The sequence below is a fragment of the Burkholderia singularis genome (assembly GCF_001718875.1).
GTDB classification, from domain to species: Bacteria; Pseudomonadota; Gammaproteobacteria; order Burkholderiales; family Burkholderiaceae; genus Burkholderia; species Burkholderia singularis.
In genome coordinates, this window is sequence record NZ_CP013448.1 from 2660466 (window position 1) to 2681239 (window position 20774).

19 protein-coding genes are annotated in these 20774 nt (G+C 66.8%); 10 read left to right on the forward strand and 9 right to left on the reverse strand.

Translation table 11 applies throughout. The annotated features are described in order from the left end of the window. Positions 1–129: 129 nt before the first annotated feature. The 4 genes from AQ611_RS11765 to AQ611_RS11780 form a co-directional block, all read right to left on the reverse strand. Positions 130–357, reverse strand: a complete 228-nt coding sequence (locus tag AQ611_RS11765; RefSeq protein ID WP_059514135.1) for a sulfurtransferase TusA family protein — start codon at positions 355–357, stop codon at positions 130–132. 247 nt (positions 358–604) lie between these two features. Further along, complete coding sequence (locus tag AQ611_RS11770; RefSeq protein WP_180978183.1) at positions 605–1618, reverse strand: Gfo/Idh/MocA family oxidoreductase; 1014 nt, start codon at positions 1616–1618, stop codon at positions 605–607. Positions 1619–1783: 165 nt separating this feature from the next. Further along, a complete protein-coding gene (gene iolG / locus AQ611_RS11775) occupies positions 1784–2815 on the reverse strand; it encodes an inositol 2-dehydrogenase (RefSeq protein WP_069234621.1) in 1032 nt (343 codons plus the stop codon). Next, on the reverse strand, positions 2808–3689 hold the full coding sequence (locus AQ611_RS11780) for a MurR/RpiR family transcriptional regulator (RefSeq protein ID WP_059514142.1): 882 nt from the start codon (positions 3687–3689) through the stop codon (positions 2808–2810). The genes iolG and AQ611_RS11780 overlap by 8 nt, the downstream gene beginning before the upstream one ends. Before the next feature lie 204 nt (positions 3690–3893). Here AQ611_RS11780 and AQ611_RS11785 point away from each other — a divergent pair, with 204 nt between their 5' ends. From AQ611_RS11785 to iolB, 7 genes are all read left to right on the forward strand, one after another. Continuing rightward, positions 3894–4937, forward strand: a complete 1044-nt coding sequence (locus tag AQ611_RS11785) for a sugar ABC transporter substrate-binding protein (protein WP_069234622.1) — start codon at positions 3894–3896, stop codon at positions 4935–4937. A 128-nt stretch (positions 4938–5065) separates the two neighbouring features. Continuing rightward, positions 5066–6211, forward strand: coding sequence for an ABC transporter permease (locus tag AQ611_RS11790; protein ID WP_069234623.1), 1146 nt, complete (start codon positions 5066–5068; stop codon positions 6209–6211). 38 nt (positions 6212–6249) lie between these two features. Then, a complete protein-coding gene (locus AQ611_RS11795) occupies positions 6250–7050 on the forward strand; it encodes an ATP-binding cassette domain-containing protein (protein ID WP_069234624.1) in 801 nt (266 codons plus the stop codon). A gap of 15 nt (positions 7051–7065) precedes the next feature. Then, positions 7066–9063, forward strand: coding sequence for a bifunctional 5-dehydro-2-deoxygluconokinase/5-dehydro-2-deoxyphosphogluconate aldolase (locus AQ611_RS11800; protein ID WP_069234625.1), 1998 nt, complete (start codon positions 7066–7068; stop codon positions 9061–9063). Positions 9064–9125: 62 nt separating this feature from the next. After that, positions 9126–11120 (forward strand): 3D-(3,5/4)-trihydroxycyclohexane-1,2-dione acylhydrolase (decyclizing), encoded by a 1995-nt coding sequence (gene iolD / locus AQ611_RS11805; protein ID WP_069234626.1) that lies wholly within the window; start codon positions 9126–9128, stop codon positions 11118–11120. Next, positions 11117–12037, forward strand: coding sequence for a myo-inosose-2 dehydratase (gene iolE / locus AQ611_RS11810; RefSeq protein WP_069234627.1), 921 nt, complete (start codon positions 11117–11119; stop codon positions 12035–12037). Before iolD ends, iolE begins: the two co-directional genes overlap by 4 nt. After that, positions 12037–12837 (forward strand): 5-deoxy-glucuronate isomerase, encoded by an 801-nt coding sequence (iolB, locus tag AQ611_RS11815; protein ID WP_069234628.1) that lies wholly within the window; start codon positions 12037–12039, stop codon positions 12835–12837. The genes iolE and iolB overlap by 1 nt, the downstream gene beginning before the upstream one ends. A gap of 159 nt (positions 12838–12996) precedes the next feature. Here iolB and AQ611_RS11820 read toward each other — a convergent pair whose 3' ends face one another. Then, positions 12997–13446, reverse strand: coding sequence for an acyl-CoA thioesterase (locus tag AQ611_RS11820; protein ID WP_069234629.1), 450 nt, complete (start codon positions 13444–13446; stop codon positions 12997–12999). A gap of 99 nt (positions 13447–13545) precedes the next feature. After that, the gene (locus tag AQ611_RS11825) at positions 13546–14694 is read right to left on the reverse strand and encodes an iron-containing alcohol dehydrogenase (protein WP_069234630.1); all 1149 of its coding nucleotides are present in this window, start codon (positions 14692–14694) and stop codon (positions 13546–13548) included. A 272-nt stretch (positions 14695–14966) separates the two neighbouring features. Between AQ611_RS11825 and AQ611_RS11830 the strand changes: the two genes are divergently transcribed. Continuing rightward, the gene (locus tag AQ611_RS11830; RefSeq protein ID WP_059513624.1) at positions 14967–15302 is read left to right on the forward strand and encodes a YbjQ family protein; all 336 of its coding nucleotides are present in this window, start codon (positions 14967–14969) and stop codon (positions 15300–15302) included. A gap of 169 nt (positions 15303–15471) precedes the next feature. Here the strand turns inward: AQ611_RS11830 and AQ611_RS11835 are convergent, their stop codons facing one another. Continuing rightward, positions 15472–16008, reverse strand: coding sequence for an NUDIX domain-containing protein (locus AQ611_RS11835; RefSeq protein WP_059513627.1), 537 nt, complete (start codon positions 16006–16008; stop codon positions 15472–15474). A 334-nt stretch (positions 16009–16342) separates the two neighbouring features. Next, positions 16343–16555 carry a hypothetical protein gene (locus AQ611_RS24690; protein ID WP_231935835.1) on the reverse strand — a complete coding sequence of 71 codons (213 nt, stop codon included), beginning with the start codon at positions 16553–16555 and terminating at the stop codon, positions 16343–16345. Between the two features lie 861 nt (positions 16556–17416). Here AQ611_RS24690 and AQ611_RS11845 point away from each other — a divergent pair. Next, complete coding sequence (locus tag AQ611_RS11845; RefSeq protein WP_059514148.1) at positions 17417–17905, forward strand: cupin domain-containing protein; 489 nt, start codon at positions 17417–17419, stop codon at positions 17903–17905. 18 nt (positions 17906–17923) lie between these two features. Here AQ611_RS11845 and AQ611_RS11850 read toward each other — a convergent pair whose 3' ends face one another. Next, entirely contained in the window at positions 17924–18823 is a 900-nt protein-coding gene (locus tag AQ611_RS11850) for an NmrA family NAD(P)-binding protein (protein WP_180978181.1), read from the reverse strand. A gap of 282 nt (positions 18824–19105) precedes the next feature. Here AQ611_RS11850 and AQ611_RS11855 point away from each other — a divergent pair, with 282 nt between their 5' ends. Further along, the gene (locus tag AQ611_RS11855) at positions 19106–20752 is read left to right on the forward strand and encodes a GMC family oxidoreductase (RefSeq protein ID WP_059513633.1); all 1647 of its coding nucleotides are present in this window, start codon (positions 19106–19108) and stop codon (positions 20750–20752) included. Positions 20753–20774 lie beyond the last annotated feature (22 nt).

Sequence of the window (20774 nt, forward strand, 5' to 3'; positions counted from 1 at the left end):
CGGGCATGCCGGCCCGCGGCCACTCCTCTTGCACGGCCTTTGCGCAGGCGATCCGGCACGAGTATAAGCAGCGGGTAACGGCAGATGGTTTAAGGATTGTTAGACGCTCACGCGCCGCGCGTCGAACCGTCAGCGGCGGCGCATCAGGAAGATGAAGGTTTTGTCTTGCGTCGTCGACTCGACGATCTCGTTGCCGGTTTGCTTCGCGAATGCGGCGAAATCGCGCTGCGAGCCGGGATCGGTGGCGAGCACCTTCAGGATCTGCCCGCTTTCCATGTCGGCCAGCGCTTTCTTCGCGCGCAGGATCGGCAGCGGGCAGTTGAGTCCGCGCGCGTCCACTTCTTTATGTATGTGCATCGGCTTTCGACCTTCGAATCGCGCCGTCGCGGCGCTTTCGCTGTGGGAAGCGCCGATTTTACCGCAAGCGTCGCGCGCCGCATGGCGCGACGCTTGCAAGCGGGCCGCCGCTGCGCCTGGGGCGTCTACTTCGCCTGCTTCGGCCTGCCTCGCGTTGCCGCGCCTGTTGCCGCCCGCCGGGCCCGCCATCCAGCCCGGCCGGTTTCGCCCAGTCCGCCGCGCCGCCAGGCGCCCGCTACAACGCCCGCTACAACTCCACCGCCCGCCCGGTGTCGAGCGACGCGCGCAGCGCATGGCCGATGCGCGTCGCCTCGAGCGCGTCGGCGAGCGTCGCGCCGCCGAGCGCGCCATTTTCGCCGCGCACCGCCGCGACGAACGCCTGCGCCTCGATCAGAAACGCTTCGTCGAAGCGGTCGAAGAACGTCGGCGTGCACGTGTTGCGAATGCCCGTCGCATCGTAGATCTCGACGCGGTTCGCGCGCGGGTTGCGCCCGATCGTCAGCGCGCCGGCCGTGCCGATCACCTCGGAATGCGTGTCGTTGCCGTGCGCCATCGTGCGCGACGCGTAGAACATCGCGAGCCCGCCGCCGTCGAATTCGCAGATCGCCACGCCGTTGTCGACGTCGCCGCACGCACGCAATCCTTCATGCAGCGCGACCGTGCCGGCCGCGTACACGCGCTTCGCACGCGGCGAGCCGAGCAGCCATCGCGCGACGTCGATGTCGTGCACCGTGCAGTCGAGAAAAATTCCGCCCGAGCTGGGCGCAAAGCGCACGAAGAAGCCGTCCGGATCGTTCTGGTCGCAGGTCTGCGAGCGCACCAGGAACGGCCGGCCGATCGAGCCCGACGCGACGCGCTCGTAAGCATCCCGATAACTGGGATCGAAGCGGCGCATGAAACCGATCATCGCGTGCAGGTGCGGCCGCGCATTCGCTTCGGCGAGCACCCGCTCGCATTCGGCAAGATCGAGCGACAGCGGCTTCTCGCAGAACACGTGCTTGCCGGCGGCGAGCGCGGCGACGATCTGATCCGCGTGCAGCGCCGACGGCGTGACGAGCCACAGCGCGTCCAGCTCGGGATCGGCGGCGAGCGCGTCGAAGCTGTCGTACACGCGCGGCACCTTCAGCGCGTCGCGCGCCCACGCGCATTCGTCGGCAACCGGGCTGCACGCCGCCGCCAGCTCGGCGCCCGCGACGCGGCGCGCGAGATTTTCCGCATGACGCCGGCCGAGCCGGCCGAGCCCGGCGATGCCGATGCGCACCGGCGCGCGACGCGCCGACTCCGACAAGCCGGCCGACTCGGCGGGCTTGGCCGGACTCGGCGAGCGCGCCGAATCCGGCGCATTCGATACGTCCGATACGTCCGATGCACCCAATGCGCTCATCGGATTCGCGAAACCTTTCAGTACCGCCATCGCTCGCCTCCTTCAGGCCGCCGTTTCACCGAGCTTCACCGCGCGGGCCTCGCGCCACGATAGCGTCGCCGCCTCGGCAAGCTCAAGCGCCTTCACGCCGTCGGCGACCGTCGTGCGCACCGGCTCGCCGCGCGTGACCGCCGCGACAAAGTGCTCGATCTCCCGCACATACGCGGTGCGATAGCGCTCCAGGAAGAACGCCTCGGGCAGATCGGTCGACACCGCGCTCGCCGTGTAGCCCGTCACCTCGGTCGGCCGCACGTTGCCCGCCTGCAGCATGCCGAGGCTGCCGAGCACCTCGAAGCGCTGATCGTAGCCATACGCGGCGCGCCGCGACGTATTGATCTGACAGAGCCGGCCGCACTTCGTGCGGATGGTGACCGCCGTCGAATCGATATCGCCCGCCTGCGCGATCGCCGGGTCCGTCAGACAACTGCCCGTGGCATGCAGCGTGTCGGCCTCGTCGTCGAGAATCCATCGGAAGATATCGAAGTCGTGAATCAACATGTCCTTGAAAATCCCGCCCGAATGCTTGATGTAATCGACGGGGGGCGGGCCCGGATCGCGGCTCGTCACGACAAGCGCTTCCGGCGTGCCGATCTCGCCCGCGTCGATGCGGCGCTTCACCGCGTCGAACGTCGGATCGAAGCGCCGCTGAAAGCCGATCATGCACACCACGCCCGCTCGCGCGACGGCGGCCTCGCACTCGCGCGCGCGCGCGAGCGTCAGGTCGACGGGCTTCTCGCAGAACACATGCTTGCCGGCGCGCGCGGCGCGAACGATCAGGTCCGCGTGCGTGTCGGTGCTCGAGCAGATCACCGCCGCGCCGATCGACGCGTCGCCGAGCGCACCGTCGACGTCGGCAACCTGCGCGCCGTGCTGCGCGGCGAGCGCCGCCGCCGCGTCGCGGTTGACGTCGACCACGTATTTGAGCCGCACGCCGGGCTGGCGCGCGCAATTGCCCGCATGAATGCGGCCGATCCGCCCGGCGCCGAACACGGCCACGTCGATCGCCGGCGCGGCCTTCGCTACTGCATCAGTCATCGTATCCTCCAGTGTCCTTGACTTCTTCTACGTTCAATTCCAGCCGGTACGCGAGCGCGATGAACAGCGCCTGGCACAGGCAAATCGTGCTCGTGAGCGAGCGGAACGCGAACGCGCTGCCCTCCTTCACGAGCAGATGGGCAGTGGCATCGCGCGCGAGCGGCGACAGCCGGCTGTCGGTGATCACGAGCGTATCGGCATGGTTGTGCCGCGCGGCGCGCAGGCAATACTGCGTCTCCTTGCCGTAAGGCATGAAGCTGATCGCGATCACGACGTCGCCCTTCGTCACGCTGCGGATCTGCTCGCGGTACATCCCGCCGAGCCCCGACACGAGATGCACGCGCTTGGCCGTATGCTGCAGCGCGTAGACGATGTAACTCGCCACCGGAAACGACCGGCGCACGCCGACCACGTAGATGTTCTCGGCGCGCTCGAGCATCGTGACCGCGGCGTCGAACTGCGCGTCGTCCAGGCCGGCGGCGAGTTCGTCGAGGCCCGAGCGCGACGCGTCGATGAACTGCCGTGCGACCGCGCCGCCCGTCATCGGGCCCGCATCGCCGTCGATCAGGCTGCGAATGCGCTGCTGATAGCTCTGCACGGAGGGGTTCTGGCCCGTGTACGCATCCTTGAACACCGCCTGCAAATCGGAAAACCCGGAAAAGCCGAAGCGCTGCGCAAAGCGCACGACGGCCGACGGATGCACGCCGCAACGCTCGGCGATATCGCTCGTGCGATCCATCATCACGCTCGAGCGGTGTTCGTCGATATACGACGCGACGCTCTTCAACTGGCGCGGCAGCGCGTCGTATGCGTCGGCGATGCGTTGCAGCAGATCGTCGACGGCGGGCGTTTCGGATTGGGGCGTGTCGTCCATGGGCTGGGTTGCGGCGGGCGGCGCGCCCTTCCGGCTGTATTTGTCGTGCCCCGAGTATAGGCGCGCGCGAATCGAAATGGAATAAATTTTCCACAATAAAACTAAATAAAATTTTCTTTGCAATTCGTGGCGAGTTGACCTAACCTTGCTCGTGAACGCAGCCCGATCTGCGTTCGCCCGATAACGACAGACACAGGTGGAGACATGAGACTTTGGACTGGCAAGGCGCTGCTGCGCGCATTGACTGTCGCGCTCGCCGCGCTCGCGGGCGTGGCAACGCCGGCAGCGCATGCGGCGGACGCCCGTTTCGTGCTGATCAGCCATGCGCCCGATTCGGATTCGTGGTGGAACACGATCAAGAACGCGATCAAGCAGGCCGATGAGGATTTCAACGTCACGACCGACTACCGCAACCCGCCGAACGGCGATATCGCCGACATGGCGCGTCTGATCGAGCAGTCGGCCGCGCGCGACTACGACGGCGTGATCACGACGATCGCCGATTACGACGTGCTGAAGAATTCGCTCAAGAAGGTCACCGCGAAGAAGATCCCGCTCGTCACGATCAATTCGGGCACCGAGGAGCAAAGCGCGCAACTGGGCGCGATGATGCACGTCGGGCAGCCCGAGTACGTCGCGGGGCACGCGGCGGGCGAAAAGGCAAAGGCCGCCGGCGTGAAGTCGTTCCTGTGCGTGAACCACCTGGCGACCAACAGCGTATCGTTCGACCGCTGCCGCGGCTTTGCCGACGCGATCGGCGCCGATTACAAAGCGTCGACGATCGATTCGGGCCAGGACCCGACCGAAATCCAATCGAAGGTCAGCGCATACCTGCGCAACCATCCGAACACGCAAGCGGTCCTCACGCTCGGCCCGGTGCCGGCCGCGGCGACGCTCAAGGCGATTCAGCAAATGGGGCTCACCGGCAAGCTGTATTTCGCGACGTTCGATTTCTCCGACGACATCGCAAAGGCAATCCAAAACGGCGCGATCAAGTTCGCAATCGATCAGCAGCCGTACCTGCAAGGCTACATTCCGGTCGCCGTGCTGGCGATCGCCAAGCAGAACAAGACGAGCGATCCGGCGAAGATCCGCCAGCTTCTCCAAGCGAATCCGAAATTCCAGGCGCGTCTTGCCACTTACGGGCTGCAGCCGTCGTATGGGCCGAAGAACATCCGCTCCGGCCCGGGCTTCATCACGAAGGAAAATCTGGACAAGGTGATCAAGTACGCGGGGCAGTATCGCTGAGGGATTTCGCACCGCATCGCAGGTTTGAGCGCGCCGTGCGATGCGCGCGGACCGAAAGCGGCGCGACAGCACCGCTTTCGGCCCGCGCGAGCGCTGAAGCATCGGCTCGAGCAGTTACAGGAGACATCATGGGCGTCATCGGCAAACACATTTCCGCGCATCCCCACGAGCAACCGCCGGCAGGCGCTCGTCCCGACGAGCGGCTGCGCGGCGAAGCGTGGTTCCAGCGCTTTCTCAACCGTCCCGAATTCGCCGCGATTTCCGGCACCGTGCTGGTGTTCGCGGTGTTCGCGTTCGGCGCGGGCGGCTCCGGCATGTTTAATCTCGACGGGATCATGAACTGGTCGCAAGTCGCCGCGTATCTCGGGATACTCGCGGTCGGCGCGTGCCTGCTGATGGTCGCGGGCGAGTTCGACTTGTCGATCGGCTCGATGATCGGCTTTGCCGGCATGATGGTGGCAATCCCGACCGTCTACTTTCACTGGCCGATCTCGCTGTCGATCCTGTTCGCGTTCGCGGGCTCGATGGCGCTCGGCGCATTGAACGGCTATCTCGTGATGCGCACGAAGCTGCCGTCGTTCATCGTCACGCTCGCATTCCTGTTCATCCTGCGCGGCCTTACGCTCGCGCTGTCGATCATGTTCGCGGACCGCACCATCGTCTCGGGCCTCGGCGACTACACGCACGCCGATCCGATCGCGCATCTGCTGTTCCAGGGCGTCGCGTTCCACGGGCTGTTCCGCTGGCTCGCTCAGCACGGCGTGGGCCAGATGCTCGACAGCGGCGAGCCGCTCGTGCCCGGCGTGCCGAAGGTGCTGCTGTGGTGGTTCGCGATCACCGCGATCGGCGCGTTCACGCTCGCGAAAACCCGCTACGGCAACTGGATGCTCGCCGTCGGCGGCGACGCGCTGGCGGCGAAGAACGTCGGCGTGCCGGTGCGCCGCGTGAAGATCTCGCTGTTCGTGCTGACCGCGTTCTGCGCGTGCCTGTTCGCCGTGCTGCAAGTGGCCGACATCGGCTCGGCCGCGGCCGACCGCGGGTTGCAAAAGGAGTTCGAGGCGATCATCGCCGCGGTGATCGGCGGCACGCTGCTCACCGGCGGCTACGGCTCGGTGATCGGCGCGGCGTTCGGCGCGCTGATCTTCGGCGTCGTGCAAATCGGCATCACGTACACGAATATCAGCTCGGATTGGTTCCGCGTGTTCCTCGGCGTGATGCTACTCGTCGCCGTGCTGTTCAACCATTACGTGCGCCGCCGCGTATCGCAAGCATGACGCCACGCACCACGCCATTCGCCACGGGAGCTTCCAGCATGTCCACGCCAGCCTCCAACGATACGATCCTCGCGCTCGAGAACGTCAGCAAGTTCTTCGGCAAGGTGATCGCGCTGTCCGACGTCACGCTGCGCCTGAAGCGCGGCGAAGTGCACTGCCTGCTCGGCGACAACGGCGCCGGCAAATCGACGCTGATCAAGACGCTCGCGGGCGTTCACCAGCCGTCGCAGGGCCAGTATCTGGTCGACGGCAAGCCCGTCGCGTTCGAATCGCCGAAGGATGCGCTCGATCTGGGGATCGCGACCGTCTATCAGGATCTCGCGCTCGTGCCGCTGCTGTCGGTCGCGCGCAACTTCTTCATGGGCCGCGAGCCGCAGAAGAAGCTGTTCGGCTTGCTGAACGTGATGGATCTCGACGCGAGCGCCGAAATCGCCCGCGCGAAGCTCGCCGAAATGGGCATCAACGTGCGCGATCCGCATCAGCCGATCGGCACGATGTCCGGCGGCGAGCGGCAATGTCTCGCGATCGCGCGCGCGATCCATTTCGGCGCGCGCGTGCTGATTCTCGACGAGCCGACCGCCGCGCTCGGCGTCAAGCAAAGCTTCAACGTGCTGAAGCTGATCCACACCGCGCGCGCGAAAGGCATCTCGGTGATCTTCATCACGCACAACGTCCATCACGCCTACCCGATCGGCGATTCGTTCACGCTGCTCAACCGCGGCCGCTCGCTCGGCACGTTCACGAAGGAAACGGTCAGCAAGGAGGAGGTGCTCGACATGATGGCGGGCGGCGCCGAAATGCAGAAGATGATCGCCGAACTCGACGGCGCGACCATTTGACATCCAGGACTCGAGATGACTTCCCCTACCCTTTCCTTTGCGCCCGAGCGGCCGCTCGACGTGATCTGCATCGGCCGCGTCGCGGTCGATCTCTATGCGCAGCAGATCGGCGCGCGGCTCGAGGACGCGACGAGCTTTGCCAAATATCTCGGCGGCTCGTCGGGCAATATCGCGTTCGGCTGCGCGCGGCTCGGCCTCAAATCGGCGATGCTCTCGCGCGTCGGCCACGACCACATGGGCCGCTTTCTCGTGGAAACGCTCGCGCGAGAAGGCTGCGACGTGAGCCATCTGCGCGCCGACCCCGAGCGGCTCACCGCGCTCGTGCTGCTCGGCCTGAAGGATCGCGACACGTTTCCGCTGATCTTCATGCGCGAGAACTGCGCGGATATGGCGTTCGACGAAAACGATTTCGACGAGGCGTTCATCGCGTCGTCGAAGGCGCTGCTCGTCACCGGCACGCACTTCTCGACCGAGCAGGTGAACCGCGCAAGCCGCCGCGCGCTCGACTACGCGCGCCGCAACCAGGTGCGCACGGTGCTCGACATCGACTATCGCCCAGTACTGTGGGGGCTGACCGGCAAGGCCGACGGCGAGACGCGCTTCATTGCGAACGAAGGGGTGAGCGCGCATTTGCAGCGGATTTTGCCGCTGTTCGATCTCGTGATCGGCACCGAGGAGGAATTCAGGATCGCGGGCGGCAAGGACACGCTCGTCGACGCGCTGGCGATGGTGCGCGCGGTGACGAGCGCCACGCTCGTCGTCAAGCGCGGGCCGCTGGGCTGCTCGATCGTCGACGGCGACGCGCCCGCGAGCCTCGATGCGCTGCCGATCATCGGCGGCGTGGAGGTCGACGTGCTGAACGTGCTCGGCGCGGGCGACGCGTTCGCGTCCGGCTTCCTGTCGCGCTGGCTGCGCGGCGCGCCGCTCGATGAAGCAGCGCGCACCGCGAACCTGTGCGGCGCGCTCGTGGTGTCGCGCCACGGCTGCTCGCCCGCGATGCCCACGGCCGCCGAACTCGCGTATTTCGCCGACGAGGCGCGGCGCGACCCGGTGCGCATGCGCCGGCCCGATCTCGATGCGACGCTCGCGCGGCTGCACCGCGTGACGCCCGCGCGCGTGCCGCGCGACGAAGTGCTTGGCTTCGCGTTCGATCATCGTCCGCAATTCTTCGAACTTGCACGCCAGACGGGCGCGCCGCTTGCGAGGATCGCCACGCTCAAGCGGCTGTTCGTCGACGCGGTCGCGCAGACGGAAGCGCAGCTCGGCCTGCAAGGCAGGATCGGCGTGCTGATCGACGACCGCTACGGCCAGGACGCGCTGAACGATGCCACCGGGCGCGGCTGGTGGATCGGCCGGCCGGTCGAGCTGCCCGGTTCGCTGCCGCTCGAATTCGATCACGGCCGCTCGGTCGGCACGACGCTCGTGTCTTGGCCGCGCGAGCATGTCGCGAAGTGTCTCGTTCAGTTTCACCCGGACGAGCCTGCCGAGCAGCGCATCGAGCAGGAAACGCAATTGCGCGCGCTGTACGACGCGGTGCAGGCAAGCGGCCACGAACTGCTGCTCGAAGTGATTCCGCCGCGCCGCGACGATCTGCCGCACACCGCCGAAACCGTCTATCGCGCGATCAAGCGGCTGTACAACATCGGCCTCTACCCGGAATGGTGGAAACTCGCGCCGCTCGATGCCGCGCAATGGCAGGCGGTCGACGCGCTGATCGCCGAGCGCGACCCGTCGTGCCGCGGCGTCGTGCTGCTCGGGCTGTCCGCGAGCGTCGAGGAGCTGGTCGACGGCTTCAACGCGGCGGCCGCATCGGCAACCTGCCGCGGCTTCACGGTCGGCCGCACGATCTTTCACGAGCCGAGCCGCGCATGGCTCGCAGGCGAGATCGACGACGACGCGCTGATCGCGCAGGTGCGGCACACGTTCGAAACGCTGATCGACGCGTGGCGCACGGCCCGCGCCGCGCATGCGCGGCGCGTCGGCCAGCTCGACGCGGTGCGGCGCGTCGCGTGAGCGCAGCGGATCGCGCGATGCATCCCACCATAACGAACGATGAGATCTTATGAGGCAATCACATGAGCCGCTCCTTGGATGAAACCGCTGCGCGCGGCGCGGGTACGCTGCGGCTGAGCACCGCGCAAGCGCTCGTGCGCTACCTCGCCGCGCAGCGGGTGGCCACCGGCGCTGCCGGCGACGAGGCCGGCAACCCCGGCAGCGCCGCCGAAGCGCTGTTCGGCGGCGTGTTCGCGATCTTCGGGCACGGGAATGTCGCGGGTCTCGGCGAGGCGCTGTATCAATATCGCGACGTGCTGCCCACCTATCGCGCGCACAACGAGCAGGCAATGGCACATAGCGCGATCGCCTATGCGAAGGCGCACATGCGCCGCCGGATGATGGCCGTCACGACGTCGATCGGCCCCGGCGCGACGAATCTCGTCACCGCCGCCGCGCTCGCGCACGTGAACCGGCTGCCGGTTCTGCTGCTGCCCGGCGACGTTTTCGTCTCGCGCGCGCCGGACCCGGTGTTGCAGCAAATCGAGGATTTTCACGACGGCGGCATTTCGGCGAACGATGCATTCAAGGCCGTGTCGCGCTATTTCGACCGGATCGTGCATCCGGCGCAGTTGCTCACCGCGCTGCCGCGCGCGCTGCGCGTGCTGACCGACGCCGCGCTCTGCGGGCCCGTCACGCTCGCGCTGCCGCAGGACGTGCAGGCGATGGCATACGACTATCCGGCCGCGTTCTTCGAGCCGCGCGTCGTATCGTTTCATGCGAGCGCGCCGAGCGACGCCGAACTCGATGCGGCGCTCGCGACGCTGCGCGCGGCCAAGCGGCCGCTGATCGTCGCGGGCGGCGGCGTGCTGTACAGCGAAGGCGGCGTGCAGGCGCTGCGCGCGTTCGCCGAGCGCCACGGCGTGCCGGTAGGCGAAACGCAGGCGGGCAAAAGCGCGCTGCCGTGGGATCATCCGCTCAACGCGGGTGCGATCGGCGTGACGGGCTCGCCCGCGGCGAACGCGCTCGCCGCCGAGGCCGACTGCGTGATCGCGCTCGGCACGCGCCTGCAGGATTTCACGACCGGCTCGAACACGTTGTTTCAGCAAGCCAGCGTGGTCGGCATCAACGCGAACGCATTCGATGCGCTGAAGCACCGCGCATCGATCGTGCAGGCCGACGCGCGGCTCGCGCTCGACGCGCTCGGCAAGCGGCTCGAAGGCTGGCGCGCGCAACCCGCATGGACCGGACGCGCGCAAACGCTCGCCGGCCAATGGCGCGACACCGTCGCCACGCTCACGCACGCGCCGCAGCGCGCGGACGTGCTGCCTTACGACGCCGACGTGATCGGCGCCGTGCAGCGCTCGGCTTGCGATTCGCCGGCGCGCGACATCGCCGTGTGCGCGGCCGGCACCCTGCCCGCCGAGCTGCACAAATTGTGGCGCGCGGCCGTGCCGGGCGGCTATCACGTCGAGTACGGCTACTCGTGCATGGGTTACGAGATCGCGGGCGGCCTCGGTGTGAAGCTCGCGAAACCCGAGCGCGAAGTGATCGTGATGGTGGGCGACGGCAGCTATCTGATGCTCAACAGCGAGATCGCGACATCGGTGATGCTCGGTGCGAAGCTGATCATCGTCGTGCTCGACAACCGCGGCTACGGCTGCATCAACCGGCTTCAGCAGGCGTGCGGCGGCGCGCCGTTCAACAATCTGCTCGCCGATTGCGTGCAGGGCCCGCTCGGCGCGCCGCCGATCGATTTCGCCGCGCATGCGCGCGCGCTCGGCGCACGGGCGGAGCATGTCGCCGACCTCGCCGGGCTCGATGCGGCGCTCGCTCGCGCGCGCGCATCCGATCGAACCTACGTGATCAGCATCGACACCGACCCCGCCCGCACGACCGATGAAGGCGGCTGGTGGTGGGAAGTCGCGGTGCCCGAAGTCTCGCCGCGCGAAGCGGTGCGCGCCGCGCGCGCCCGTTACGACCGGCAGGTCGCGATGCGCGACGGTACCGGCCGCTGCATCGACACCGATGGCGCTGCGCCATCCAATGCTTCCTCTTCTGCGGATTCATCGACATGAACCCAACCCACATTCGCATCGGCATCAACCCGCTATCGTGGATGAACGACGATCTGCCGTCGCTCGGCGGCGAGACGCCGCTAAGCGTCGCGCTGACCGAAGGCCGTGAAATCGGCTACGAAGGCTTCGAGCTGGGCAACAAATTCCCGCGCGAGCCGCAGGCGCTGAAAACGCTGCTCGCGCAATATGATCTGTCGCTCGTGTCCGGCTGGTATTCGGGGCGCCTTGCCGAGCGCGGCGTGCAGGAGGAGATCGATGCGGTGGGTCCGCATCTCGAACTGCTCGCGCAAAACGGCGCGGCCGTGATGGTGTACGGCGAAGTCGCCGGCTCGATTCAGGGAGCGCCCGTGCCGCTGTACCAACGCCCGCGCTTCGTCACCGATGCGCAGTGGGACGCTTATGCGGCGCGTGTCGACGCATTTGCGCAATACACGCAGAGCCAGGGCGTGAAGCTCGCCTATCACCATCACATGGGCGCCTACGTCGAATCGCCCGCGGACGTCGACCGGCTGATGGCAAGCACGAGCGACGCGGTCGGGCTGCTGTTCGATGCGGGCCACATGACGTTCGGCGGCGGCGATCCGGTGACGGAGCTGGCCAAGCACATCGGCCGCGTATGCCACGTGCATTGCAAGGACGTGCGCCCCGCCGTGATCCGGCTCGCGCGCAACCGCAACTGGAGCTTTCTCGACGCCGTCATCGCCGGCGCATTCACGGTGCCGGGCGACGGCGCGATCGATTTCCCGGCGCTGATCGCGATGCTCGAGCAACACGGCTATCGCGGCTGGCTCGTCGTCGAGGCCGAGCAGGACCCGGCGGTCGCGCCGAGCTATGCGTACGCGCAAAAAGGCTACCGCGCGCTGCGCTCGCTCGTCGGCGCGCCGTTGCCGCCCGCCGTCCGTCAGGAGGCCGCGTAATGAGCCTGCTCGTCAAAGGCGCGAATGAAGGCACGTCGATCGCGTGCGTCACGCCGCAGTCCGCGAACTGGAAACACGTCGGTTTTGCCGCGTATCGTCTGAAGGCCGGCGAAAGCATCTCGCTCGCGCAGACCGAGCGCGAAATGTGCATCGTCGTGCTCACGGGCACCGTCGACATCGACGCGCAAGACGGCACGTATTGGCGCGACCTCGGCTCGCGCGACAGCGTGTTCGACGGCGTCGCGCCGTATGCGCTCTATGTGCCGCCGAAGCTCGGCGTGAACGTGCGCGCGTCGCGCGACGCCGAACTCGGCGTCGCGAGCGCGCCCGCCGCGGGGCGCTATCCGGCACGGCTCATCAAGCCGTCGCAGATGCAGCGCTCGGTGCGCGGCAGCGGCGCGAACACACGCTACGTCTGCGACATCCTGCCGCAAACCGAGCCGGCCGAATCGCTGCTCGTGGTCGAGGTGCGCACGCCGTCCGGACATTCGTCGAGCTATCCGCCGCACAAGCACGACACCGACAACGTACCGCACGAAAGCTCGCTCGAGGAGACCTACTATCATCGCGTGCATCCGCCGCAAGGCTTCGTATTTCAACGCGTCTACACCGACGCGCGCGATATCGACGAATCGATGGCCGTGAGCGATCACGACGTCGTGCTCGTGCCGCGCGGCTACCATCCGGTCGTCGTGCCGTATGGATACGAGTCCTACTATCTGAACGTGATGGCCGGGCCGGCGCGCGTCTGGCACTTCAAGAACGATCCGGCGCATGAATGGATGTTGAACGGACGATAAAGCCCGCGCGGCGGCGCTCGCTGCACCGCGGCCGGCGGTCGGCCAGCGGCAGTGCGCGTTCGCGCCATCCGCGCCGGCCAACGTCGATCAAGCCGCCGATGCCGTTGCGCTGCCCGTGAAAAAAACTCGCCGGCGGCTCTGGCGCCGGCAGGCTCCCGCTCAGTTCGCAGGCAAGACGAGCGGCGCAAGCGCCGCGCGCAACGCATCGGGCAGCGGCGCGGGCCGCCGCGTGCGCCGCTCGACGTACACGTGGACGAAATGCCCCTGCGCCGCCGCTGATTCGCTGCCTTGCGCAAACAAACCGATTTCGTAACGCACGCTCGACGCGCCGCGCTTCGTGACGCGCAGCCCCGCGTCGACGTGCTGCGGAAACGCGAGCGGCATGAAGTAATTGCACTGCGTCTCGACGACGAGGCCGATCGTCTCGCCGTGCTCGATGTCGAGCACGCCCGCGCGGATCAGATATTCGTTGACGACCGTGTCGAAGTAGCTGTAGTAGACGACGTTGTTCACGTGCCCATAGACGTCGTTGTCCATCCAGCGGGTCGGAATCGTCAGGAAGTGGCGATAAGCGCTGCGCGGCAGTGCAACGGGTTTGGCGGCGGACATAAATCGGGCGGGTCGAAGTAGAAAGGAATCAAACGGTTGGAGGCGGCGCGCCGGGCTCGGCACGGCGTACCGCGCACGAGCCGGCATCCCTCGGCTCCATCATAGCGATTCGACGAGCATGCGCCGGTAGTCGTCCGCCGTCGCGATGCGCGGATTCGTCTTGTGACAATGATCGGCGAGTGCGCCTTCGATCACGTGATCGAACACGCCGGCGTCGACGCCCATCTGCGCGAGGCCCGTCGGCAAACCCAGGCGCGCGCTCATGTCGTGCAGCGCCTGCGGCAAATCCGCACGCTCCGGCAGGTTCATCGCGCGGCGCATCCGCGCATAGCGACGCTCGGCGACAACGCTCGGCGCGCTTTCGTTGAAGCGCAGCACCGCGGGCAGCACGACGGCGTTCAGCGTGCCGTGATGCAGCGACGTCTTGCCGTTCACCTTCACGCCGCCGAGCGGGTGCGACAGCGAATGCACGCAGCCGAGCCCCTTCTGAAACGCCAGCGCGCCTTGCAGCGACGCACTCATCATCGCAAGACGCGCCGCGCGGTCGCCGCCGTCGCGCGTCGCGCGCTCGATATGCGTCCACGCACGCTCGAGGCCGTCGAGCGCGATGCCGTCGGCCGGCGGGTTGTACGCGGGCGCGAGAAACGTCTCGATGCAATGCGCGATCGCGTCCATCCCGGTGGCGGCCGTCAGCCCCGGCGGCAGGCCGAGCGTCAGCGACGGATCGCAAATGGCAGCCTTCGGCAACAGATGCCACGAATGAAAGCCGAGCTTGCGGCCGTCGGCGAGAATCAGGATCGCGCCGCGTGCGACCTCGCTGCCCGTGCCCGATGTAGTCGGCACCGCGATCAGCGGCGCGGCGGCGCCGGTGATTTTGTCGCTGCCGCCTTCGATCGTCGCGTATTGCGCGAGCGGCGCCGGATGCGTCGCGGCGATCGCGACGCCCTTCGCAAGATCGATCGACGAACCGCCGCCGATCGCGACGAGCCCGTCGCAGCGCTCGTCGCGATAACGCCGTGCGGCGGCAAGCACGGCCGCTTCAGTCGGATTCGACGGCGTGCCGTCGAATACCGGCAGCGCACCGAGCCCCAGCGCGTCGAGCGCGCGCGCGACGAGCCCCGCCGCCGCGACACCCCGGTCGGTCACGACGAGCGGACGCGCGATGCCGCTCCTCGCACATTCGGCTTTCAGCATCGCGAGCGCGTCGTCGCCGAGATGGATATGCGTCAGGTAGTAGATATAGGCCAACGGTCGTCTCCTTCGATCTTCGTCTTGCGCTTCGGCGGCGCAACGGTTCGCACGGCGCGCAGCCGCTGCCGTGCGTCGAGCGCGCCTGCGCCAACGGGTCCGCTGGACAAACGCATGCCGTCCGGGCGAACATGCCACGCTTGGCGCGCTGCGAACGAGCATACGGCAATTCCGGCCAGCACGCGCCCGCACGGCCGCCCGTGCGCCGTTCCGATCTGCCGGCAACGGCTGTCGCCGGTACGCCGCCCTATTCTGACGAGGAACCTTTTATCATGGCAGACCCCCAACTCATCACCACGGCCGTCGAGCTGCCCGGCTACCGGATCGAACGCTCGCTCGGCATCGCGCGCGGAATCGTCGTGCGTTCGCGGTCGATCGTCGGCACCTTCGGCGCATCGATTCAAACCCTGTTCGGCGGCAATATCTCGCTTTATACGTCGCTGTGCGAACGCGCGCGGCAGGACGCTTACGAGCGGATGATCGAGCAGGCGCGGCAGATGGGCGGCAACGGCATCATCGGGATGCGTTACGACACGACCGACATCGCATCGGGCGTGACCGAAGTACTGTGCTACGGAACGGCGGTGCAGGCGGTGCGCGCCGGCTGACGGTGGCCGTCGAAGATAACGGCGCTCGAGAGGAGCCGATCGAGACGCCCGAACGCAAGCGGGAATCGAGGCCGATCGGAAATGGCCGAAGCGGTCCGGCAAGCCGTCGAGCAGCCCAGCCCAGTTTAAATTCAGCGCACCGCTCCGGACATACCGCCGGCCCCGCGGCTCAACCGCCGGGCGAATCGACGAATTCCACGGCAAGGCCGCGGGCGCGCATCCAATCGGCCAGCGCGTGGCCGGTGCCCGCGCGCCACGGACGCAGATCCGGCGGATCGACGAGACGATATTCGAGCAGCTCCGGGGACAACCGGATTTCGCCACGCGCGCGCACGTGATACGCGATGATCAGTTCGTTCTTTCGGATGAATTCGTAGACACCGACGAGCGCGACCGATTCCGCAAGCAGCGACGTCTCCTCCCGCACTTCGCGGGCAATGCCGTCCTCGGGGGTCTCGCCGCGCTCGAGAAAGCCGGTGATCAACGCGAACCATCCTTCGGGCCATGCCGCGTTGCGCGCGAGCAGGATCTTGCCTTCATACTCGACGATCGCAGCCACGACAGGCACCGGGTTGTTCCAGTGCACATAGCCGCACGCGGTATCGGGACAAGCCACGCGCATGCGCTCGCCATCGTCTGAAGAAACGGCACGCTCGACGAGCGGACGCGCGCATTGCGGGCAGAAACGAAAATCGGCAGTTGTCATCGGACAGACAGGACGCGGTCAGGAAAGGAGCGCACGGAGCGCCGTGCGGCTCCGGCGCGGCTTGCGCGCCACGCCGCCGTTGCGCTTGGCCACGCTGCGGCAGGTCACCCGGGACGGGATCGCAAGACTTCACATTGTAGCGAGCTATTACCCGGTGCACCGCACCATCGCATGCAGGCGCTCACGCGTGCGCCGCACTCGCGGCGGGTAAAACGCACGCGGCGCCCGTGCCGCGCGCCCAGGCGCCGGCGCATCCGCGCCGCCCGATGCGCGCGCAGCCCGTCGGCGGCGCGTCGCGCGCCGCCCTGCCCGGTCTGCCGTATTCCGCGCGCGCTCAGCCGCTCTTGCGCGCAAACGCGAGAATCGCCCGCAGTTCGTCCATTGAAAAACGTCCGTCCAATTGAATCTGGCCATTGGACCAATCCGGACAATCGCGAAACCCGTTCCAGACGATCCAGCCGCCGGAACCCCGTAATATCGTCCGAGCCGTCTGCTCGTCCATCGGCCGATCGGCCTGCTTGGAAATCTGTTCAGTTGCGTCGCTCATTGCCGTACCTCATCCCTTCCACTTCGCCTCGTGCCAGCGGCAACACCGCCGGCCATCCGTGCCGCGCAGATCATCGATCTGCATCGAGCGCGACTGCCGCACGCGTCGCGCCCAACGCCTTGCGCCGCGTCTGCGACGAAAGGTGCCGACCGACGAATACGCATTCTTCATACGAGAATTCCGCCCGCCGTTGCGCCGCGTCATCGCACCGTTCCGGCGAAACGGCAACCGGCACACACAGATGCGGCGGCGAGGCCGGCTTGCTCCATTCGCGCCGAACCGGCTGCGCTCTGCCGATAGATTGAACGTTCCGATCCGATTCGACCGTTGCCTAGCCAACCCTTCCGCTGCGCGGCTCGACACCGTCGCCTCGGGAACAACGCCCGATGCGAGCCGCGGGCGGCGTGCGCCTGTATCGGGTGCACGACATAGCGGCAGATCACGCCGCCGACGCATGGCGTGCGGCACCGCTGAACCAGGCATCGCTATGTGCAATGGCACACGCTTTCCATCCTCATTTTTCTGTCCGATCGTGCTCTGGATCACGATCGGCGTGCGCGACGTGGCGAGGCGCGGCGAGGCAACGCTCGGCGCATCCAATCGAACGGCGCGAGCGCCTTCGCCCTTCGCCCCCCGGTGCGGGCGCGCTCACACGCCGCTACGGCGCGGGCGCCCGGCCGGCATCGCCGCGTTGCCGCTCGAGCATCGCGCAGCAGCGCAACGCAACGCATCCGGACGATCACGCTGTTTCGCAGGCGCGGCGCGGAATGCGCGTGCGGCATCGTCGATGCCGGCGCGAGCCGGTGGACAACCCCGACCGTCTGTGCTGAGATTGCCGGACCACGGCTTTGGAGAACTTGCATGGAACGCCCCGATTTCATTCGGCACTGGAGCGAACTCGAAAATCCGGACCAAAGCCATTACCCGGGCGACTCGGAGTTGATGTCGATCGGCGCGCCGCTTGCGCGCAAGCTGGGGCTGACGCGGATCGGGATTCATCACGAACGCCTGCTTCCCGGGCGGCGCACGTCGTATCCGCATGCGGAAAGCGCGGAGGAAGAATTCGTCTATGTGCTGCAAGGCACGCCGGACGTATGGATCGACGGACACCTGCATCGGCTCGCGCCCGGCGATTCGGTGGCGTTTCCCGCCGGCACCGGAATCTGCCACACATTCCTCAACAACACGCGGCAGGAAGTGCATCTGCTCACGATCGGCGAAACCCCCAAGCCGGAAAACCGCGTTCGCTACCCGATGAACGAAGCTTACGAGGCGACGCGCGCGGATCGGTGGAGCAACTGGCCGTCGCGCCCGCTCGGGCCACACGACGGCAAACCGCGCGTCGAATGAGTACCGCGCGCCGGCGCGCTACGCGCTCGGCGCGGTGCTCGAGCTGAAAGCGGATTGATGATCGCGGATGAAATCGTCGATGCTTCGCGCCGGCCGGCCGATGAGCCGTTCGAGCGCGGGCGTGAGCGCCGCGTGGCGGCCGGCTTGCATCGCATGTTCGATCCCGAGCGCGATATCGGCGAGCCAGTCCGGCACGCCGCGCTTCGCATATCCCTGCCGCATCGTCGCCTCGTCGATCGGCACATACTGAATCGGCCTGCCGAGCAGCGCGGTGAATCGCCCAGCCACTTCGGCGAACGTCAGGCTGGCCGGCCCCGTCAGATCATATGAAACGTTTTGCCGCGCCGGATCGCCGAGCACCGCGTGCGCGGCGTCGGCCACGTCGCGCGTGTCGATCATCGCGATGCGGGCGCTCGGCACCAGTCCATACCAGCGGCCGGCACTCGCAATCGATGCCGCCGCAAACAGCAGATTGCTCATGAAATAGGCTGGACGCAGCAGCGTATGCGCCACACCCGAGGCCGCCAGGTAATCGTCGAGTTCGCCGTGGCGGCGTGCGACTTCATAGCCGCCCTGCTGGCTCGCGCCAAGCACCGACAAACGAACCACCTGCCCCACCCGCGCATGCGCGGCCGCATCGATCAGCGCTTTCTCGAACGCGATTTGCTGCGTGCTGGTGCCAAGTGCGAGAAAGACCGAGCCGACGCCGTCGAACGCGCGTTGCAATAACTGCACGTCGCCGAAATCGCCGTCGACGATTTCCAAACGATCCGCCGCATCGGGCGGCACGTCGGCAAAAACGACTTTCGCCTTCGCGGGATTACGGACCAGCGCGCGCACTCTCGCTCCGCTTTCGAGCAGGCGCTTTGTCAGGTGAGACGCCGTGCGTCCGGTCGCTCCGGTAATGAGTATCGTCATTGTGTGGTCCTTGGTGGCCATATCGTGACCGTGTAGTCGAACATCGGCCCCGCCAGATGCCGCACGCCGGCGAGACCCCGTCATCGATGTAACACTTGCATTCGGTATTTTATATGCATATACACATTAGGTGCCGGAGGCCGACGCCATCGAATTGGCATCCGAATCATCGATGCAAACATCCATAGGGGGCATAAGGTGAAGAAGCGAGACTTATCGATAGGACAACAAATCGATGCGTTGCAATGGGCGGCCATCAACGGACGCATTTCACGCCGTCAGATGATCAAACAGTTGCTCGCCCTCGGCATGTCCGCCGCGTCGGCGACGTCGATGGCCGTGCACGCCCAGGCCGCATGGACCAATCAAAGCACGCTGCGCAACGCGCTTCGCGACGAATACGATTACATCATCGTCGGTGCAGGCTCAGCCGGTTGCGTATTGGCCAACCGGCTTTCGGACACGGGCGCGTCGGTGCTGCTGATCGAAGCCGGCACCGACCGCATCAACGAGCCGCAGATCGCGCGGGCGGCGCTCTGGCAACGCAATCCGATGAGCTATGCGTACTGGAGCCGTCTAACCGTCGCGCAGCCCGCGTTCGGCTCGCGCCCTGCGCTTGCCGGCAGCGGCACGATCTGGGGCGGCAGCGGCAGCATCAACGCATTGCTGTGCCTACGTGGCGATCTGCGCGACTACCTGCAATGGCAAGCGCGAGTCGGCCCGGCCTGGAACGTCGCTGCGCTCTATGCCGCGTATTTGCGCACCGAAAACTACATCGCGGGCGATAACCCGCTGCGCGGACATCATGGCCCGCTGACCGTAAGCCGCTTCTCGCAAGACCATCCGCTCACGCCCGCCTACCTCGCGGCCGGCCGCGAACTCGGGCTCGCGCAGATCGAACTCAACAGCGGCGGCTCGCTCGACGGCATCGGCGTCAGCGAGCTTCACGTGACGCCTGACGGCTCACGCTCGGGTCCGGCCGAAGGCTATCTCGTGCCGGCCCTCACGCGGCCGAATCTCACCGTGCTGTCCGAGACCCTCGTCACCCATCTCACGCTCAAAGGCTCGCGTTGCACCGGCGTCACCCTGGTCGCCGGCGGGCAGACGCGCAGTATCGCGGCCAAGCGCGAGGTCGTGTTGAGCGCCGGCGTGTTCGAATCGCCGAAGCTACTGATGCTGTCCGGCATCGGCCGCGCTGATCAACTCTCGCCGTTCGGCATTCCGGTGCGCCACGAGCTGAAAGCGGTCGGCCAAAATCTTCAGGATCACTCACTGCTCTATAACATCTTGATGAAAGCGCGCAACCCAGTGCCGCAGTTCGACACGATGACGGGTGCGGCCGCGATCGCCTATTTCCGCACCGCGCGCACCCGCATCACCGAATCGCCGGACATCCAGATCCTGCTGTCGGTCAATCCGTTCTTCACGAACGCGGTGCCGCCTACAGGCGGGTTCAGCATCGTGCCGATTTACGTGAAGCCGCGCTCGCGCGGCAGTGTCACGTTGACGAGCACCGATCCTCGACAGCCGTTGGCGATCGACCCGCGTTATCTGCAACATCCGGTTGAAATAGACGGCATGATCGAAGCGCTCGATCGTGCGATCGATATCGGCAACTCAAGCGCACTGCGGCCCTATACGACCGGCTTCGTCACGCCCGGGCCGTTGCGCACCCGCACGGACAAGCTCGCATTTATCGCAAACAACGGCGGTGCGGGCTTCCATCAAATCGGCACTTGCGTGGCGGGAACTCACCCGGCACAGAGCGTCGTCGACCCGCACTTCCGGGTCTGGGGCATCGACGGCCTGCGCATCGTCGATGGTTCCGTGATTCCTTACCTGCCGTGCGTCAACATCAACGCGCCGATCCTCTCGCTCGCCGAACTGGCGGCGCATTTCATCGCCCGCGACGCGCTCGCGGCAGCCTGACGATACGACGGCGGGCGGCGCT

Coding starts and splice junctions, on each gene's coding strand:
- AQ611_RS11765 (WP_059514135.1), bottom strand. CDS start 357: ATGCACATACATAAAGAAGTGGACGCGCGCGGACTCAACTGCCCGCTG.
- iolG (WP_069234621.1), bottom strand. CDS start 2,815: ATGACTGATGCAGTAGCGAAGGCCGCGCCGGCGATCGACGTGGCCGTG.
- AQ611_RS11780 (WP_059514142.1), bottom strand. CDS start 3,689: ATGGACGACACGCCCCAATCCGAAACGCCCGCCGTCGACGATCTGCTG.
- AQ611_RS11785 (WP_069234622.1), top strand. CDS start 3,894: ATGAGACTTTGGACTGGCAAGGCGCTGCTGCGCGCATTGACTGTCGCG.
- AQ611_RS11790 (WP_069234623.1), top strand. CDS start 5,066: ATGGGCGTCATCGGCAAACACATTTCCGCGCATCCCCACGAGCAACCG.
- AQ611_RS11795 (WP_069234624.1), top strand. CDS start 6,250: ATGTCCACGCCAGCCTCCAACGATACGATCCTCGCGCTCGAGAACGTC.
- AQ611_RS11800 (WP_069234625.1), top strand. CDS start 7,066: ATGACTTCCCCTACCCTTTCCTTTGCGCCCGAGCGGCCGCTCGACGTG.
- iolD (WP_069234626.1), top strand. CDS start 9,126: ATGAGCCGCTCCTTGGATGAAACCGCTGCGCGCGGCGCGGGTACGCTG.
- iolE (WP_069234627.1), top strand. CDS start 11,117: ATGAACCCAACCCACATTCGCATCGGCATCAACCCGCTATCGTGGATG.
- iolB (WP_069234628.1), top strand. CDS start 12,037: ATGAGCCTGCTCGTCAAAGGCGCGAATGAAGGCACGTCGATCGCGTGC.
- AQ611_RS11820 (WP_069234629.1), bottom strand. CDS start 13,446: ATGTCCGCCGCCAAACCCGTTGCACTGCCGCGCAGCGCTTATCGCCAC.
- AQ611_RS11830 (WP_059513624.1), top strand. CDS start 14,967: ATGGCAGACCCCCAACTCATCACCACGGCCGTCGAGCTGCCCGGCTAC.
- AQ611_RS11835 (WP_059513627.1), bottom strand. CDS start 16,008: ATGACAACTGCCGATTTTCGTTTCTGCCCGCAATGCGCGCGTCCGCTC.
- AQ611_RS24690 (WP_231935835.1), bottom strand. CDS start 16,555: ATGAGCGACGCAACTGAACAGATTTCCAAGCAGGCCGATCGGCCGATG.
- AQ611_RS11845 (WP_059514148.1), top strand. CDS start 17,417: ATGGAACGCCCCGATTTCATTCGGCACTGGAGCGAACTCGAAAATCCG.
- AQ611_RS11850 (WP_180978181.1), bottom strand. CDS start 18,823: ATGACGATACTCATTACCGGAGCGACCGGACGCACGGCGTCTCACCTG.
- AQ611_RS11855 (WP_059513633.1), top strand. CDS start 19,106: ATGATCAAACAGTTGCTCGCCCTCGGCATGTCCGCCGCGTCGGCGACG.